The following is a 17,648-nucleotide window of genomic DNA, read 5'->3' as shown; positions in this document are numbered from 1 at the left end:
AAAAGCGTATTTCTTTTTTGTTATGAATAATAACAGTTTAAATTCTATTTAAATTGATTTTAAAATAAAACAAACACTAAAATTATAAAAAACTGCTTTTTCAGCAAAAAAATACTATTTGATTCCCAACACTTGTTTTGCCAATGCAATCATTTCGGGCGTTCCCGTGTTTTTATTTTTTTCGTCAGAAAGTTTAACAACTCCCTGCCAATGTATATTGTCAGGTTTTGTATCTGTCAATTTTATAACCATATTCATTGCTGGAAGACCAACATCGTTGGTAAAATTTGTCCCGATTCCAAATGACATTTTTATTTTGTCCTGACAGAAATCGACAATCTTTTTTACTTTATCGTAATTTAAAGAATCTGAAAAAACAATAACTTTTGATTTTGGATCAATTCCCATTTTGGTATAATGAGCAATTACTTTTTGGGCAAACTCAATTGGGTCGCCGCTGTCATGTCGAACACCATCAAAAAGCTTAGAATATTTTTTATCGAATTGGTTGAAAAATATTTCTGTAGTATAAGTATCCGTTAAAGCGATTCCGAGATCACCGCCATAAACTTTGGTTCAGTTTTCGAGACTTATAAAATTCGCGACCTGAAAACCATATTGCGCGGCATGAAACATAAACCATTCGTGTGCATGTGTTCCTAAAGGACGCTTATTATTGACCATTGCAAAATGCACATTACTTGTTCCAATAAAACTTTGTCCACCATAAGTGCTCAACGTTTTATTTACTAAGTCGTGAACTTCATAAGAATGGCGACGTCTGGTTCCAAATTCTAAAACTGAAACTCCTAGTTTATTATAGTTTTCAATTTTTTCTTTCGTAAGATTCTTTATGGCTTCATCATTTAAGCGAATCAGATGGCTCGCTTTATAAAACAATTCTGAAATCAATGCCATTAGCGGCACTTCCCACAAGATTGTTCTATACCAGAATCCTTCTACAGTAACACTGATTTCTGACCCTTCTTGACTGATTTGCACCTCAGAAGGATCAAAACTATATCCCTGGAGAAAATCTAAATAAGTGGGATCCAAATAAGGGCAATAATGGGCCAGATAATTTTTTTCTTCTTTTGTTAAACGAAGATCCGACATTGCATCTACAGAAACGCGAAGTAAATCTGCAAAACCTTCTGGAAAAATATGTTTACCCCGATTTATGAATCCGTAACGGACTTTTGCCTTTGGAAAAAGCTTTATTACAGCATGCTGCATTGTAAATTTGTAGAAATCATTATCTAAAATTGATTTCAAAAAAGTTGTTTCCATAGCATCAAATTCTTTTCATTTCCTGCTAAGATACGGCAATTTCAGAAAAGATAAAATATTGAAGAACTCTTATTTTCTAGACAATTTTAAAAGACACAATACTATCGGTGTCCACAAAAATCGTGATAAAATTACCAACATTGCTGTCAATAAGAATTTGAAACTCTAAGCCTCCTCTTTTTTCCTTTGGATTTTGAACTTTAACTGGTTGATTCTTTTTATTTAAATAAAAAACCTGATTGGTTTTGGAAACATTTTTAATTTCGACAGTTATTTTATCTCCATTTTTTACTTCCATTATTCCGGAACTTGGCGTTTTGATTTTATAATCGTTTTCGATCGTTTTATTATAAATCAATGGACCGTTTAAGAAATCATCTTTGTTTAATCGATCTCCTAAAAACGATCCAGAATCTGGAAAATGTTTGGCAAAAAAGTAGTCAGGATCGGTATCAAAATAAATCGGATTAAAATCATTAACCATTCTTCCTTTATTACTATCATAATAACCTTGACCCCAAGTTACATCGATCAAGCGCCATTTTTTGTTAATCAAAACCATATTCCAAGCATGGTTTGACGAAGTATTTTTTCTTCCAATGTCAGCCAGTCTCGTTTTAGAATCTCCTTTAACAATTTCGCATTTCAAACCAACTTGTTCAGCCAAATTCTGATACAAAGCAGTAAAGCCTTCACAAACCGCTTTTTTAGAATTAAAAGTCTTTTGAATCAGGTTATCATTCAATTGTTTTATTTTTCGCTGTTTTTCGGCTTCGGTAGAATAACTGAAACCCTGCACTCTCGGCGGATTCAAATAGGCGTTGTAATCATATCTTATATTAAAGGCAATCCAGCTGTAAATAGCGCGTGCACGCTCAGCATCCGAATCAAAATCTTTCTCGATTCTGTCGGCTAACTTTTCGGTGCTGTCAAAATTTTTTGGATATTTTGCAACTATTTTATCGACTTCGCTAATCTTTTGAGCGAAAATAAAATTGATAGAAAAAATATTTAATAAAAGGAAAATAAGGGCAATCTTTTTTTGTGGCATTTAAAAATTTGATTTAATAATGTTTTTCAGTTCATTATCTAACTCAACGTTAGAAATTTTATTTTCCTGTAAATCAAAATTCGAGCCAAATGCTGGCAATGAGAAACTTCCCTTAATTTCTGCGCCATAACGCGGGAAAAGATTCTGGGCAATTCCTAAAACAGATGCGCCTCCTCTTCCGCCTGGAGAAGTTGCTAATAATAACATTGGTTTATGCTGAAAAACATCTTTTTCAATTCTAGAACTCCAATCGAAAACATTTTTGAAAGCAACAGAATAGTTCCCGTTATTTTCTGCCATTGAAACAACCAGAATGTCAGCTTCTTTAAGCTTATTTAAAAATGCTTGCGCCACTTCATGCTGACCAATTTCTTTTTCAAGATCTACACTAAATACAGGCATTGCAAAATCGTTAAGATCTAAAACTTCAACTTCTGCATTTTCAAACAAACTAGACGCATAAGTAGCCAAACGTTTATTGATTGATTGTGAACTGTTACTTCCTCCAAAGGCTATAATTTTCATGGTTTCTTGTTTAGTTATTTTTCTTCAATTAGTTCTTTTTTTGGTCCGTCGATTTCATAAATCTCCTTTGCAATTTCTACAGAATATTCGTTAGGATAGATTTTTCCTCCGTAAGACTTTGCATAGACCTTAGTAAATTCTGCTCCAAAATACAGAATTATTGCCGAATAATAAACCCAAACCAGAATAATAATCACAGAACCCGCTGCACCATATACAGAAGCTACTGTCGAACTACCTAAATAAAATCCAATGGCAAATTTACCAATCATAAAAAGTATTGCCGTAACTCCTGATCCTATAAAAGCATCTTTCCATTTTATTTTTCCGTCTGGTAATGTTCTAAAAATTATAGCAAAGAGAAGTGTAATACTGGCTAAAACAATGACCACGTTTACAATGTAAAATAGGTAGACGGTACTTTCTGGAAAATAGACTTTTAAACGTGCACTAAGTAAATCTAAGGTTGTACTTATAAAAAGACTGACTAGCATTAAAAACCCAACTGAAGCAATCATAGAGAATGACATTAATCGATTTTGAATAAATTTCTTAATGCCTTTATCTGGTTTTGCACGAAGTCCCCAAATAAAATTAATAGAACTTTGTATTTCGGCAAAAACTCCCGAGGCTCCAATTAATAGCATTACGATTCCAAATACGGTTGCAAAAACATTATCGCCAGATAATTGCACATTTTTAATAGCTTCCTGAATTTGAGTTGCAGCGCCATTGCCTACCAAACCATTAATTTGTCCGTATAATTCTCCAGTCACCGCTTCTTCTCCAAAAAAGAAACCGCAAATTGTGATAATAATAATTAATAAAGGTGGTAACGCAAATATGGTATAGTACGCCAATGCAGCGCTTAACTTAATGGCATTATCATCACTAAATTCTAAAAAGGTATTCTTTAAGAGAAACCAAGTTTTGGAGAATATATTTTTGATTTTCATTTGCTACTTATTTGATATTCTCTCAAATTTACGCAATAATGAAAACTCTTAAATTCTTGGATTTTAGGCAGATTTTACATTTTTACCATGTTTATTTAGAAACTTTTTTATATTCCTGATCATATCCTAGATTTCTAATTTTTAAAATATTTTTAAATTCTTTCTTTGTTGGTTTGATCAAATAAGAAAGCGAATCTAGCATTTTTGATTTTATAGCGGTAACGGAGTCGAATTTCCTCAGGTTCGTCTGGTAAATAAATATTTTTAATTTTAAGAATATTCTTTTCTAATGTAATCGTTTTTATCTTCCAAAAAACCGAATCTCTTACACTTAAAACCAACTGACCGTTTATACGCTTTAATTTCTGATTATATGACAATCTGAATAATGTATCCGTATCTCTTTGAGACAATTCAATAGAATCTCCTTTTTTAAGCACATCAAATTTATACTTTCTATCCTTAGTAATTAATTTCCCACTAATGAGGTTGTATTCAGATTTTAAAGAATCTAATTTTTGTCTGTAAACCTTGAATTTAAAATAATATTCTATAAAGATTCCATTATCGTCAATTCTTAAAAAAGTAGAATCTGAATTCATATATAGTCCTTTAAATTTAGAAGGAAATCTATTTAGTTCAGAATCATCAATCGGTTGAGGATTCTCAAAATAAAATGTCAAACCACCAGACTCTGCAGCTGCATCAGCCTTTTTACAGGAAAGAATCAATACAATTATTACGATAATTGAAACTGCTTTCTTCATCGTAGGATCATTTATAATGACAAAAAATCCCCTTATCATAAACCGTCCACAAACTTGCTTTTTGATTGGCTGCTTTTAAAGCATTATTTGCCCAAGTGTTACAAGTATAGAAAAGGCTATAACTTCCTTTAGCTTCATAAAAAGCATCTTTTTTACCATAACTGTGGCCTTGAATCCATTGTGGACGAACTGGATCGCTGAAACTACCTGAAATATAAGTGACTAACTTTTGATAATCTTCTTTTGAAACCAAAATACGCTTGCAGTCGTCTCCTTCTCTTAATTGTTTAAAAAATGTAGCATGCACCGCAGATGAACTGATTCCGAAAGCAGCTTTGAAGGCTGTACTTGCTTTTAAATCTGACCATTCTGGTGTTTCGAGATAAAATCCTTTATCGCCCCAGCCAAAAGCAATATAATTCATTAACGAATCTTTTGATTGAGTTTGACTGAATTGAATTTCGTTTCGCCAATCTTTAACTTCGTTTTTAATCGGAACTACAATATCGGTATGGACTCCGTTTGAAAGAATGTAAATCGGAATAGCATTTTGTTCTTCGACTTTTGCTATATCGGAGTTGACTGTAATTTTAGAAATAATTAAAACAGAAGTAATGTAAAGAGCAAGAAAACTGAAAATTCCGAAAAGCGTCCAGCCTAGAATTTTAAAAGATTTTTTTAGCATTTTGATTGGTTGATTTTAGATTAGTAATTGGTTAATTATTCTCTAACCAATTTTTGAGCCAAAAATTTTGTTTCCTGAAAATGGTACGCAGATTTTTCGGATTCGCTTTCGCGAAAGCACGGATTTAAACGGATTTTTTATTCTTATTTTTGTCATCCTGAGCGAAGTCGAAGGATACACAAGAAGCTCCGAAAAGTATCAGACAATCTTCGCGTGGGCTTCGACTTCGCTCTGCCTGACAAAACAGAACTTTGATTTTGAGTATAAAAAAAACTGCTGAATCTCTCCAGCAGTTTTAATCTATTCTCTTTATTCTTTACTCTATTTTCTAAAGAAAAAAAAATTAAACGTTAAAACGGAAATGCATTACATCACCATCTTTTACGATATATTCTTTTCCTTCAACTCTGAATTTTCCAGCTTCTTTTGCTTTTGCTTCAGAACCGTATTGAACGTAATCATCATATGAAATTACCTCTGCACGAATGAAACCTTTTTCGAAATCAGTATGAATAACTCCCGCTGCTTGTGGTGCAGTTGCTCCAATATTGATTGTCCAAGCACGAACTTCTTTTACACCAGCTGTGAAATAAGTTTGCTGTTTTAACAATTTATAAGCTGCACGAATTAAAACTGAAGCTCCTGGCTCTTCCAATCCCATATCTTCAAGGAAAACCTGACGCTCTTCGTAGCTTTCTAATTCTGTAATATCTGCCTCCGCTCCTACTGAAAGAACAATAACTTCAGCTTCTTCGTCTTTTACTAATTCGCGAACTTGATCTACATATTTGTTTCCGTTTACTGCAGAACTTTCGTCTACATTACAAACATATAAAACTGGTTTTGCTGTAATTAACTGGAAAGCTTCCATTAAAACTTCTTCATCATTATTTTGAGGAACAATTGTTCTTGCAGATTTTGCTTGTAACAAAGCCTCTCTAATTCTATTTAGTAAAGCCTCTTCAGCTTGAGCTTCTTTATTTCCTGTTTTTGCAGCACGTTTCACTTTTTCTAAACGTTTTTCTACAGTTTCTAAATCTTTTAACTGCAATTCAATATCGATAGTTTCTTTATCACGAATTGGATTTACGTTTCCATCAACGTGAACAATATTATCATTATCAAAACAACGTAAAACGTGAATAATAGCATTACACTCTCTAATGTTTCCTAAAAACTGGTTTCCAAGACCTTCCCCTTTACTTGCTCCTTTTACCAAACCTGCAATATCTACGATATCTACAGTTGCCATTTGAACGCGCTCTGGTTTAACCAATTCTTCCAATTTGTTGATTCTTGGATCTGGAACGTTTACAACACCAATATTTGGCTCGATTGTACAAAACGGAAAGTTAGCACTCTGCGCTTTTGCATTAGATAAACAATTAAATAATGTTGATTTTCCAACATTTGGCAATCCTACAATTCCTGCTTTCATCTGTTTGTTTCTATTTATTTATTCGACCCTTTAAAAGGTCTGCAACATTAAACCCTGTTATTTAATGTATTATGATTTACATGTTTTTCTTTATTTCTGCCAAAATGATATTTTTTGGCTTTAAAATTTTGCAAATATAAGATTTAATAGCTCTTGCACGAAGTAAAAATGTTCAATAATATAATTTTAGCGCCAATCTTAAAAATTTTTAAACATTTTGCTAATTTTTTGTTAAAAAAAAGTACTTTTATAAAACTAATCAACAAAAAACAAACCAAACAACCAAATACCATGAAAAAGATTGCATTATTACTATTTCTGCTGAGTTCAGCGTTTCTTTTTGCACAAAAAGAAGTCTCGGGTGTTGTAAAAGACAAATCTGGTGCACCACTTCCTGGTGTAAATATTGTCGAAAAAGGAACTTCAAATGGTGTTTCTACCGATTTTGAAGGTAGTTATAAAATAAAAGTAAAAGAAGGCGCTACTTTAATTTTCAGTTATGTAGGATTCGCAACAGTCGAAAAAGTAGCTTCTGCCGACAAGATCAATGTAGTTTTAGGCGAAAGTGAAGGTCAAGTTTTAAGTGACGTTGTTGTTACAGGATCCAGAAGCACGAAGAGAACTGTTGTAAATTCTGCTGTTCCTATTGACGTTATTAGTGTAAAAGATGTTACAACACAAAGTGGTAAAATTGAAATTAATCAATTACTTCAATATGTTGCTCCATCTTTTAATGCCAACAAACAATCGGGTTCTGATGGTGCCGATCACGTAGATCCCGCTTCATTAAGAGGTATGGGACCTGACCAGACTTTGGTTTTAATAAACGGAAAAAGAAGGCATCAATCGTCTTTAATTAACTTATTTGGAACAAGAGGTCGTGGAAACACAGGAACAGATTTGAACGCAATTCCAGCCGCTTCTATTAAAAGAATCGAGATTTTACGCGACGGAGCTTCGGCGCAATATGGTTCTGATGCCATTGCGGGAGTAATCAATATCATTACAAACGATAATGTAAACGAATTAACGGGATCTGTAACCTACGGTGCTTTCAACACAAAGGCGAAAGGCGATTTTCTTCCTGGAACACCAAATACAAAAGGCTTTAGATTAGATCAAGATGGAAACGGAAATTCATACGGAAAAGATCAGGATTTTGATGGTGGTTCTGTGAGAGTTGCTGCTAATTACGGAGTTGCTTTAGGAACTAAAGGCGGTTATGCAAACTTTACAGGTGAGTTTTTGAACAAAAATAAAACCTTAAGACCTGCTTATGATTTTAGAAAAGGTTTTGGAGATGCAAGTATGCACGGAGTAAATTTATTCGCCAATCTTTCTATTCCGATTTCAGACAAAACAGAGTTTTACGCTTTTGGAGGAAGTAATTTCAGAGATACAGATGCTTATGCGTTTACTAGAAACGATGGCGAAAGAGTGGTAGAATCAGTTTATCCTGGAGGCTACACGCCAAGAATTACGTCAAAAATTAATGATAATTCAGTTGCTGCAGGAATCAAAACAGAATCTACTGGAGGATGGAAATTTGATTTGAGTAATACTTTCGGAAAAAATAAATTTCAATATGATATTAAAGGAACAATAAATGCTTCCCTAGAAGAAAAATCTCCTCATGAGTTTGATGCTGGAGGACATAGTTTGCTTCAAAACACTACTAATTTTGATATTTCTAAAAGTTATGACAGTGTTCTTGAAGGCTTTAATATTGCTTTTGGAACCGAATTTAGAGTAGAAAAATTTGAAATCTTTGCTGGCGAAGAAGGATCATATACCACTTACGACACCAATGGACAACCTATTACTGATCCTACCACCCAAAGCGCGCCAATTGATCCTATTTCGGGAAATCCTAGACCTGGAAGCTCGCAAGGTTTTCCTGGCTACAGTCCTGCGAATGAAGTAAATGAAAGCCGTACCAACTTCTCTTTATATGCTGATGGCGAATTGGACATCACTAAAGATTTAATGGTAAATGCAGCCGTTCGTTTTGAGAATTACAGTGATTTTGGAAGTACTGTAAACGGAAAATTGGCCTCTAGATTAAAACTCGGCGAACACTTTAATTTAAGAGGTTCTGCAAGTACCGGTTTCCGTGCACCATCATTAGCACAGATTTATTATAATTTACGTTTCACCAACTTTAATGCAAGCGGTGCAACCGAAGTTTTATTAGCGCCAAATGACAGCGAAATTACAAGAGCTTTCGGAATTGGTAAATTAAACGAAGAAAAAGCAGTAAATGCATCTTTAGGTTTTACAGCATCTTTTGGCGATTTCACTGCAACAATTGACGGTTACTATATTCAGGTAAAAGATCGTATTGTACTTACTGGATATTTTGATGCAAGCGCTTTAAACCTTGGTGTTTCTGAAGCACAGTTTTTTGCCAATGGTGTAGACACGAGCACACATGGTCTTGATGTAGTTTTCTCTTGGAAAAAAGGATACGATTTTGGTCAGCTTAGCGCCACTTTGGTTGGAAACATCAACGATATGAAAATTGACAAAGTCAAAAACGGCACTCTTGATGAAGCAACTTTCTTCGGAAAACGCGAAAAAGCCTTTTTATTAGCTTCTGCTCCTGACAACAAATTCAGTTTAAACCTAAATTATGCTAAAAACAAATTTGACGCCGGACTAGCTTTTACTCGTTTCAGCAAAGTTGTTTTGGTTGATTATGCAGACGAAGATGATGTTTACAACCCGAGAGTGGTAACCGATTTAACAGTTGGATATCAGTTCACTAAAAGTTTAAAACTAACTATCGGAAGCAACAACTTATTTAACGTATATCCGTCCAAACAAGATGAGCAAGGAAACACAGAAGCTGGAGGATATTGGGATGCTGTACAAATGGGATTCAGTGGTGCTTATTACTATGCAAGACTTGGATTTACTTTTTAATAATTAACAAGTGGCTTCGACTCCGCTCAGCCTGACAATTGAATGAGTTCTTTTTTTGTCTTCCTGAGCGAAGTCGAAGGACACGCAAGAAACTCTACAAAGTACATCTCAAGTTATATTGGGCTTCGACTTCGCTCAGCCTGACAAACTTTATAAAACAAAAAATCCTGAGTATAACGCTCAGGATTTTTCTTTTCTATTTATTTAATTACAATTTAAACTCTAATGATGCAATAATCGCTTTTTCTTGCTCTGTTGCTGTAAATCCCGAAATATCCCAATAATTGGTCAGAATTTTGTTTTTCTTATTAAAAAGCGATTTTTCTTTAAAAACATCACTTTCACTATAAGTGAAATTCTGTTTATTGAAACCTGTTGTCACAAAACTATTTCTTACCTGAACATTTTTAGTTTTATCTTTTACAACAACATTATAACCAATTTCTTCATTCGAACTCAATAAATAATAATCAGTTCCGTCCCATCTGTAATTTACTTTGACAAACGATTTTGTAATATTCTTTTCGCCTTCTTTTGTCTTTTCTTCCACTTTATCCAGTGTTGCTGGCGTAACTGAAATTGTAAATTCTACTATAATTTTTTTCTCAGGATCGTAAATAATTTCAAAATTATCAATTGCCTCTTTTGCTTTATCCAGCGGAACAACTGACATTATATAATAATCTTTATTTTTTGAATGTCCTTTTGTTGTAAAATCATATTCCTTTTTCGCTTTGGGATCCAACAGCGGATCCAAATACTTAAAGTTAGAGTAATTCTCCATGATATCATTCAAATTATATCCTTTCAAATCTGCACTAACATCTGTGTCTATCAAACCGTAAGAACGATTTTGTTCTACTAATAACGTAGTTGTATTGTTTTTATTGAATTGAAAGTTAACTAATCCATCATTATAATAAGAATATTGATTGTCAAGCATGAAAAATTCACGAACATATACTTTTAATCGATGTGCAATGCTAATTTTTTGTTTCGAATTTGAAACTACTTTCTGAAGCATTTTTTGGGGATTTTCTTTTGAGACTACAACTTCGTCTAAGTTTTCTTTTTTATTTTTAAGATAAACTACAAATCCGCTTTCTTTTAAAGCGGCCCAACGAACAGTCAGATTTTCATAATTCATTTCTGAAACCTGTATGTTTGATCCTCCGCTCAAAACAAAAGTTATTTTACCATCTGCGTTAGTCATTAAAACCTGTTTCGTTTTTAAGACCATTACAGTAGCATTCTCAATAGGCTGTAGGGTTTCAATGTCTTTTACATAAATAGAATATTCATCATTTTGTGCAAAAACATTCAACTGAAATAATACGACAAATAAAAGTAGCAGTTGCTTCATAGGCGTTGTTATATTTTCAACTAAATTATTGTTTTTTTAACAATAAAGCAACCCTAGAAAAAATAAAACATTAATTACCAACAAACTAACTTTTAAAAATACCTGATATCAGGGGGCAAAAAAAATCCTGAGTTTTACAACTCAGGATTTTTTTTATTTTGTCTCGTCCTGAAAAAAGTTGACTATAATTAATCTAATTATGTCATTACCAAGAGAAGAATTTAAAAGAGTTATGCCTATATGCACTTACAGTGAGGCAGTCAAAAAACAGGTTGTAAAAGAATTTGAATTGGGATTATTTTGTAAAGCAGATCTACGTCGTCGCTATCAAATCAGAAGCCATAGCTGTATTGATAGTTGGTTAAGAAAATATGGTAAATTTACATATCTGGAAAAACTAACACTGGGACGTCCTATGAAAAATCCTCAATCTCAACGCATCAAAGAACTCGAAGCTCAATTAGCTAAGAAAGAGCAGGAATTACTGGTCTTTAAAAAGTTTATAGAAATAGCCGAACGCGAACTAAAAATCGAGATTGTAAAAAAGTCTGGTTCCAAGCAGTCCAAGAAATAAATCGTATGCACAAGGTTAGTCCTTGTGAAATATGTCGATTGTTTGGATATAGTAAACAGGCTTATTACAAACGAACATCACATCAATTAAAGTTAGGTCATGACAAAGAATATCTCAAATCTTTGGTAATGTCGGTTCGTCAAAAACTACCAAAAACTGGCGGCAGGAAACTGTATTATATGCTGAAAGATGATTTAAAAAGATATCAAATAAAGATTGGCAGAGATAAATTATTTGATTTTTTACGTGATGAATATTTATTGATTCCTAAAGTTAGAAGATATTATAAAACAACAAATTCAAGGCATTGGATGCGTAAATATCCCAATTTAATAAAAGAAATTAAGCTCAATGAGCCGGAGCAGGTTTGGGTTGCTGATATTACTTATCTAAGAATAAAAGAAAAAACGTACTACCTTCATTTAATAACTGATGCTTATTCAAAGAAGATTGTAGGCTATAATTTATCGGATAATTTAATGGCTTGTTCTACATTAGAAGCTTTAAAGATGGCTGTTAGCAATAGAAAATACAACAGAAATCTTATACATCATTCCGATAGAGGTCTTCAATATTGCAGCAAAGAGTATACTCAGTATTTATCTCAAAGTAAGATCCTTATAAGTATGACACAAAACTATGATCCATATGAAAATGCAATTGCAGAAAGAGTAAATGGCATTTTAAAAGAGGAGTTCGGATTATCGGAAATCTTTGAAGATTTTGAGAACTTAAAAAAGCAAGTCCAGCAATCCATTTTATTTTACAATCAAATCAGAGTGCATTTATCAATAAATATGCTAACTCCAAATCAAGCACATTTACAAAATCAAATTAAACTCAAAACATGGAAAAAAATAAATCGGAACAAAAGTAATTCTGTTCCGATTTAACTAATTTTATATTACTAATCGAGTCAACTTTTTTCAGGACGACTCATTTAGATATTCAGAAATAATTATTCGTTATGCAAAAACGCTTGTCTTTCTAACAAAGTTTCTTCGTCTTCAACATGATTATCATCTGGTACACAACAGTCAACAGGACAAACAGCAGCACACTGCGGCTCATCATGGAAACCTTTACATTCTGTACATTTTCCTGGTACTATATAGTAGATTTCGTCAGAAATTGGAGTTTGAGCGTCATCTGCGTCAACTTCAGTTCCGTCAGGTAATACAATTTTTCCAGAAAGACTTGTTCCGTCTTTATATCTCCAATCATCTGCTCCTTCATATATTGCTGTATTTGGGCACTCTGGTTCGCAAGCCCCACAATTGATGCATTCGTCAGTTATAATAATTGCCATCGTTTATTAGTCTTAAAGTTAAAAGTCTTAAAGTTCTAAAGTCAAAATAAAGGCAAGCATAGCTTTTGACTTTATGACTTTTGACTTTCGACTTAATTATGCTTATTTTTGTGCAAAATTACAATCAAAACAATTCATAAACAAACATTATGACATTAGAAACAAAAAAAAGTGTTTTTGTTGAATTAGGAAAATTTTTAAGTCAGTTTTCTGAAGGTGCTTCTGCGCAAAAATCCGATGTCTTATATAATGATATCTTTTTTGATGATTTCAATAATCTGATTCATTTATCGCAATCTCATAATGGATGGTATACCCCTGAACAGGTTTATTTTTCTATACAATCGTGGGCTGAAGCTTTAACCACTGAAAATATTGACAAATGGCTTTCGGCTTACAAAATAGATCAGAAAGGCGATGCAAAAACTGTTGCTTTGATTTTAGCTGGAAATATTCCGCTAGTAGGTTTTCATGATTTTTTATCTGTTTTAATTACAGGCAACAAAGCTTTAATTAAAACTTCGTCAAACGACCAGCATTTATTGCCATTTTTGGCTAAATACTTAATTGCTGTTGATGAAAATCTGAAAAACAGCATCACTTTCGTGGAAGGAAAACTAGAAAATTTTGATGCCGTAATTGCCACAGGAAGCAATAATACTGCTCGTTATTTTGAATATTATTTTAAAGATAAGCCTTCGATTATTCGTAAAAACAGAAATTCGGCCGCTATTTTAACCGGAAAAGAAACCACTGAAGAATTGGAAGCGCTTGGAGAAGATATTTTTAGATATTTTGGTTTAGGATGCAGAAATGTTTCCAAACTTTTTATTCCGAAAGACTATTCTTTTGACACTTTTTTCCAAGCAATATTTAAATACCAAGACGTTATCCATTACGAAAAATACGCTAATAATTATGACTATAATAAAGCGGTATTTTTAATGAGTAATTTCAAATTATTGGACAACGGATTCTTGACTTTAAAGGAAGACTCAAGTTACGCCTCTCCCATTTCGAGTGTTTTTTATGAATATTATGAAAGCTTAGAAGAACTTAAAAAACGCCTTCAGGACGACACAGACCAAATTCAATGCATTGTTAGCAATAATCTAACTGCAGATAGTATAGCATTTGGAGAAACCCAAAAACCGCAATTGTGGGATTACGCAGATAATGTCGATACTATAACGTTTTTGTTAACAACAAAGTAATAAATTGTTTAATTATTTCGAATATTTTAACGCTTTTTCGGCTCTTATTACCGAAATTTGCGTCTTTAAAATTTTCGACTATTAACAACAACCATGAAAAAACACAACTACAGCGCATGACCAAGTATTTTACCTCAGGAAGTTTTTGAGAAGGCATCAAAAGCAATTTTAAATTTTAATGATTCAGGGTTATCGATCCTTGAAATCTCGCACCGAAGCAAAGATTTCGTTGCAGTTATGGAGGAAGCTCGTTCCCTTGCTTTAGAATTATTAGGACTTCAAGGAAAAGGTTATCAGGCTTTATTTTTACAAGGCGGTGCAAGTACAGCATTCTTAATGGCACCCTATAACTTAATGAAAGAAAACGGAAAAGCTGCTTATTTAGATTCAGGAACGTGGGCAACTGCGGCGATCAAAGAAGCTAAACTTTTCGGTGAGACTGTTGTCGTAGCTTCTTCAAAAGAAGACAATTATACTTATGTTCCTAAAGGTTACGAAATTCCAGCCGATGCTGATTATTTCCACTGCACAAGTAACAATACCATCTTTGGAACTCAAATGAAAGAATTCCCAGCAACAAATGTTCCTGTTGTTTGCGATATGAGTTCTGATATTTTTTCACGTGAATTAGATTTCTCTAAATTTGATTTAATCTATGCTGGTGCTCAAAAAAATATGGGTCCTGCAGGAACTACTCTAGTAGTCGTTAAAGAAGAAATCTTAGGCAAAAACGGAAAAACTATTCCAAGTATGCTAGATTATGCTAAACACATTAAAGGAGAAAGTATGTACAATACTCCACCTGTATTTGCTGTTTACGTTTCTCTTTTAACTTTACAATGGATTAAAGAAAAAGGCGGAATTGCTGCTGTTGAAAAATTAAACAACGCAAAAGCAGAATTACTTTATGCTGAAATCGATAGAAACCCATTGTTTAAAGGTGCTGCTGCGGTAGAAGATCGTTCTAACATGAACGTAACTTTCTTATTGAACAATCCTGAACACACTGAAACTTTTGATGCTTTATGGAAAGCGGCAAATATTTCTGGATTGCCAGGACACCGTTCTGTAGGTGGTTACAGAGCTTCTATTTACAACGCTATGCCTATCGAAAGTCTTCAGGTTTTAGTGGATGTAATGAAAGCATTGGAATCTAAAGTTTAGTTTTTTTTTCGGTTAATCGTTAATTTGTTTAACTGTTTAATCGTCAAAAAATACCTCCTTTAAAATATCAAAAAAGAAAAATCAAATAGCTGGTTTATCGATTAAACAATTAAACGATTAACCAAATAAACAATAAATACAATGAAAGTATTAGCAAATGACGGAATTTCTAAAAGCGGAATTCTAGCCTTAGAAAAAGGTGGTTTTGAAGTTATCACAACAAAAGTAGCTCAAGAACAAGTAGCTAACTATATAAATGAAAATAACATTGACGTAATTTTAGTTCGTAGCGCAACTAAAGTTCGTAAAGATATTATCGATGCTTGCCCTGGTATCAAAATCATCGGACGTGGTGGTGTTGGTATGGACAATATCGATGTGGATTATGCTAAAAGCAAAGGAATTCATGTAATTAATACTCCAGCTTCATCTTCAGAATCTGTTGCTGAATTGGTTTTTGGACACCTATTTTCTGGTGTTCGTTTTTTACATGATTCTAACAGAAATATGCCTCTTGAAGGAGATTCAAACTTTGATGGTTTGAAAAAAGCTTACGCTAACGGAACTGAATTAAGAGGAAAAACTTTAGGTATTGTTGGTATTGGTCGTATCGGACAAGCTACAGCAAAAATGGCTCTTGGTTTAGGAATGAAAGTTATCGCTGCCGACAGTTTTATCCCAGAAGTAGATGTAAAAGTTGAGTTTTTTGACGGACAGTCTATCACAACTAAAATTGTTTCTCAATCTTTAGAATCTTTATTTAAAGAAGCAGATTTCATTACACTACACGTTCCTGCACAAGATGGATACATCATTGGAGAGAAAGAATTTGAAATCTTGAAAGATGGTGTTGGAATTGTAAACTGTGCTCGTGGTGGTGTTATTGATGAAGTAGCGCTAGTAAAAGCTTTAGATTCAGGAAAAGTTGCTTTTGCTGGTTTAGACGTTTTTGAAAGCGAGCCAAAACCAGAAATGGCAATCTTAATGCACTCTAAAATCTCTTTGACTCCACACATCGGAGCCGCAACTGGAGAAGCGCAAGATAGAATTGGTACTGAATTGGCTTCACAAATTATTACTTTGTTGAGCTAAATAAAAATAGATTAAATTCGATTAAAGGGATTTACTACTTACCTGTAGTAAATCCCTTTCTTTTTTATACTTTCGCGGACACTTAAAGTACAACTATGAATACACATAAAAAAAGCTCTAGACGTAAATGGATCATTCGACTGATTGTAATTGTAATTGCAATTGCTTTGTTCTGCACTTCTATCTTTGGCAATATATTTTCGCTTATTATTGAAAAAGAATATTTTATACCTGAGCAATCTTCCATTTTTACTTTTAATGAAACTGCTGGCAATGAAGGCTCAAGCGATGTGTGGAGATATGGAGAAGATTACAGCAACTATTACTTCAACCTGAGTACATTTGATAATGATGTGTTATTTTTTCCTAAAAAGAACATTAATAGTTGTCCTGGATTTAATCCTAAAGATGTTACAACCTGGTGCAAAATAAAAGATACAAATACTAAGTTTTAACAATGTCTTTAATTTAAGTCAATATAAATAAGGTTTTAGCGAATTTCTTGAATTTGCCGAACCAAGTAATTAAAAAATAAAGTATCTTTAAATGGATTATCACTACATTTGTAGTAAATATCTTTCTTTTTTTTATTAATTTTGGCGTGTAATTTTAAACCTTAAATATCATGTTTGAACAATTAACCCAATTAGTACAGCAATACGGAGGCGACGCTGTGGTAAACAATAACGCTGTCCCAAACGAACATAATGAAGCCGTAATAAACGAAACAAGCAGTTCTATTTTTGAAGGATTAAAAAAGATTGTTTCTGAAGGAAATACAGATCAGATTGCCGGATTATTTAACGGAAACACACCCATTGACAGCTCAAACCCTGTTGTACAGCAAATTCAACAGCAATTAAGCGGAAGTCTTGGTCAAAAATTCGGATTAAGCAGCGCCGATTCAAGCGGAGTTGCTTCCAATTTGATTCCACAGATTTTAGGCTCTTTAGTAAATAAAGCAAAAGATCCAAACGATAGCAGTTTTCAAATTTCTGATATTATAAATTCCATTTCAGGAAACAGCGGACAAGCATCTGGAATAATGGATACTATTTCTAAATACGGAATGCAATTTGGCCTTGACCAAAACAACGATGGAAAAGTTGATGTTGCAGATGTATTAGTAGTTACCAAAAGCAAAGGAGGAATCGCAGGATTTATTGGAAAGCTGTTTGGAAGCAAATAGCTCTTTAGATACAAAGGCCCAAAGTAAGAGAGACTTTTAATTAAAATAAAAAAGGATTACAAAATGCACTGCCCCCAAAAAGTTAGACGCTATTTGGGGGCATTTT

General features: G+C 33.4%; 15 protein-coding genes and 1 pseudogene. 7 read left to right on the top strand and 9 right to left on the bottom strand.

The genetic code is table 11. The annotated features are described in order from the left end of the window. Positions 1–114 precede the first annotated feature (114 nt). From pncB to ychF, 7 genes and pseudogenes are all read right to left on the bottom strand, one after another. Positions 115–1,290, bottom strand: a pseudogene (pncB, locus tag ACPWTF_RS21035) (nicotinate phosphoribosyltransferase). A 76-nt stretch (positions 1,291–1,366) separates the two neighbouring features. After that, positions 1,367–2,341 (bottom strand): transglutaminase domain-containing protein, encoded by a 975-nt coding sequence (locus ACPWTF_RS21030; protein WP_427872868.1) that lies wholly within the window; start codon positions 2,339–2,341, stop codon positions 1,367–1,369. Further along, positions 2,342–2,866 carry an NADPH-dependent FMN reductase gene (locus ACPWTF_RS21025; protein WP_427872866.1) on the bottom strand — a complete coding sequence of 175 codons (525 nt, stop codon included), beginning with the start codon at positions 2,864–2,866 and terminating at the stop codon, positions 2,342–2,344. Positions 2,867–2,880: 14 nt separating this feature from the next. Further along, entirely contained in the window at positions 2,881–3,822 is a 942-nt protein-coding gene (locus ACPWTF_RS21020; protein ID WP_427872865.1) for a YihY/virulence factor BrkB family protein, read from the bottom strand. 152 nt (positions 3,823–3,974) lie between these two features. Continuing rightward, positions 3,975–4,589 carry a hypothetical protein gene (locus ACPWTF_RS21015; RefSeq protein WP_427872864.1) on the bottom strand — a complete coding sequence of 205 codons (615 nt, stop codon included), beginning with the start codon at positions 4,587–4,589 and terminating at the stop codon, positions 3,975–3,977. A gap of 7 nt (positions 4,590–4,596) precedes the next feature. Beyond that, the gene (locus ACPWTF_RS21010; RefSeq protein ID WP_427872863.1) at positions 4,597–5,274 is read right to left on the bottom strand and encodes a TIGR02117 family protein; all 678 of its coding nucleotides are present in this window, start codon (positions 5,272–5,274) and stop codon (positions 4,597–4,599) included. Between the two features lie 343 nt (positions 5,275–5,617). Then, complete coding sequence (gene ychF, locus ACPWTF_RS21005) at positions 5,618–6,712, bottom strand: redox-regulated ATPase YchF (protein ID WP_012024533.1); 1,095 nt, start codon at positions 6,710–6,712, stop codon at positions 5,618–5,620. Positions 6,713–7,003: 291 nt separating this feature from the next. On the opposite strand from ychF, the gene ACPWTF_RS21000 reads away from it, so the two are divergent. After that, positions 7,004–9,637 (top strand): TonB-dependent receptor, encoded by a 2,634-nt coding sequence (locus tag ACPWTF_RS21000; protein ID WP_427872860.1) that lies wholly within the window; start codon positions 7,004–7,006, stop codon positions 9,635–9,637. Positions 9,638–9,845: 208 nt separating this feature from the next. On the opposite strand, the gene ACPWTF_RS20995 is transcribed toward ACPWTF_RS21000, so the two are convergent. Beyond that, positions 9,846–11,000, bottom strand: coding sequence for a carboxypeptidase-like regulatory domain-containing protein (locus ACPWTF_RS20995; RefSeq protein WP_427872858.1), 1,155 nt, complete (start codon positions 10,998–11,000; stop codon positions 9,846–9,848). A 199-nt stretch (positions 11,001–11,199) separates the two neighbouring features. On the opposite strand from ACPWTF_RS20995, the gene ACPWTF_RS20990 reads away from it, so the two are divergent. Then, positions 11,200–12,467 (top strand): IS3 family transposase gene (locus tag ACPWTF_RS20990; RefSeq protein WP_427872856.1). Its coding sequence is split into 2 segments (ribosomal slippage): positions 11,200–11,539 and positions 11,539–12,467, totalling 1,269 coding nucleotides; the frame shifts between segments, so codons are not numbered across the junction. A gap of 65 nt (positions 12,468–12,532) precedes the next feature. On the opposite strand, the gene ACPWTF_RS20985 is transcribed toward ACPWTF_RS20990, so the two are convergent. Then, complete coding sequence (locus tag ACPWTF_RS20985; protein WP_111366760.1) at positions 12,533–12,883, bottom strand: 4Fe-4S dicluster domain-containing protein; 351 nt, start codon at positions 12,881–12,883, stop codon at positions 12,533–12,535. 149 nt (positions 12,884–13,032) lie between these two features. Between ACPWTF_RS20985 and ACPWTF_RS20980 the strand changes: the two genes are divergently transcribed. From ACPWTF_RS20980 to ACPWTF_RS20960, 5 genes are all read left to right on the top strand, one after another. Further along, positions 13,033–14,097, top strand: coding sequence for an acyl-CoA reductase (locus ACPWTF_RS20980; RefSeq protein ID WP_427872854.1), 1,065 nt, complete (start codon positions 13,033–13,035; stop codon positions 14,095–14,097). Positions 14,098–14,223: 126 nt separating this feature from the next. Further along, a complete protein-coding gene (gene serC, locus ACPWTF_RS20975) occupies positions 14,224–15,261 on the top strand; it encodes a 3-phosphoserine/phosphohydroxythreonine transaminase (RefSeq protein WP_427875776.1) in 1,038 nt (345 codons plus the stop codon). A 141-nt stretch (positions 15,262–15,402) separates the two neighbouring features. Beyond that, complete coding sequence (locus ACPWTF_RS20970; RefSeq protein WP_263525041.1) at positions 15,403–16,353, top strand: D-2-hydroxyacid dehydrogenase; 951 nt, start codon at positions 15,403–15,405, stop codon at positions 16,351–16,353. Between the two features lie 95 nt (positions 16,354–16,448). Further along, positions 16,449–16,808 (top strand): hypothetical protein, encoded by a 360-nt coding sequence (locus tag ACPWTF_RS20965; protein WP_427872852.1) that lies wholly within the window; start codon positions 16,449–16,451, stop codon positions 16,806–16,808. Between the two features lie 170 nt (positions 16,809–16,978). Next, positions 16,979–17,542 carry a DUF937 domain-containing protein gene (locus ACPWTF_RS20960; RefSeq protein ID WP_095931739.1) on the top strand — a complete coding sequence of 188 codons (564 nt, stop codon included), beginning with the start codon at positions 16,979–16,981 and terminating at the stop codon, positions 17,540–17,542. Positions 17,543–17,648: the final 106 nt, after the last annotated feature.

It is taken from the genome of Flavobacterium sp. MMS24-S5, from assembly GCF_050320125.1.
Classification (GTDB): Bacteria; Bacteroidota; Bacteroidia; order Flavobacteriales; family Flavobacteriaceae; genus Flavobacterium; species Flavobacterium tyrosinilyticum.
Note: the sequence above shows the minus strand (reverse complement) of the source record. Positions and strands in the feature narration are given on the sequence as shown.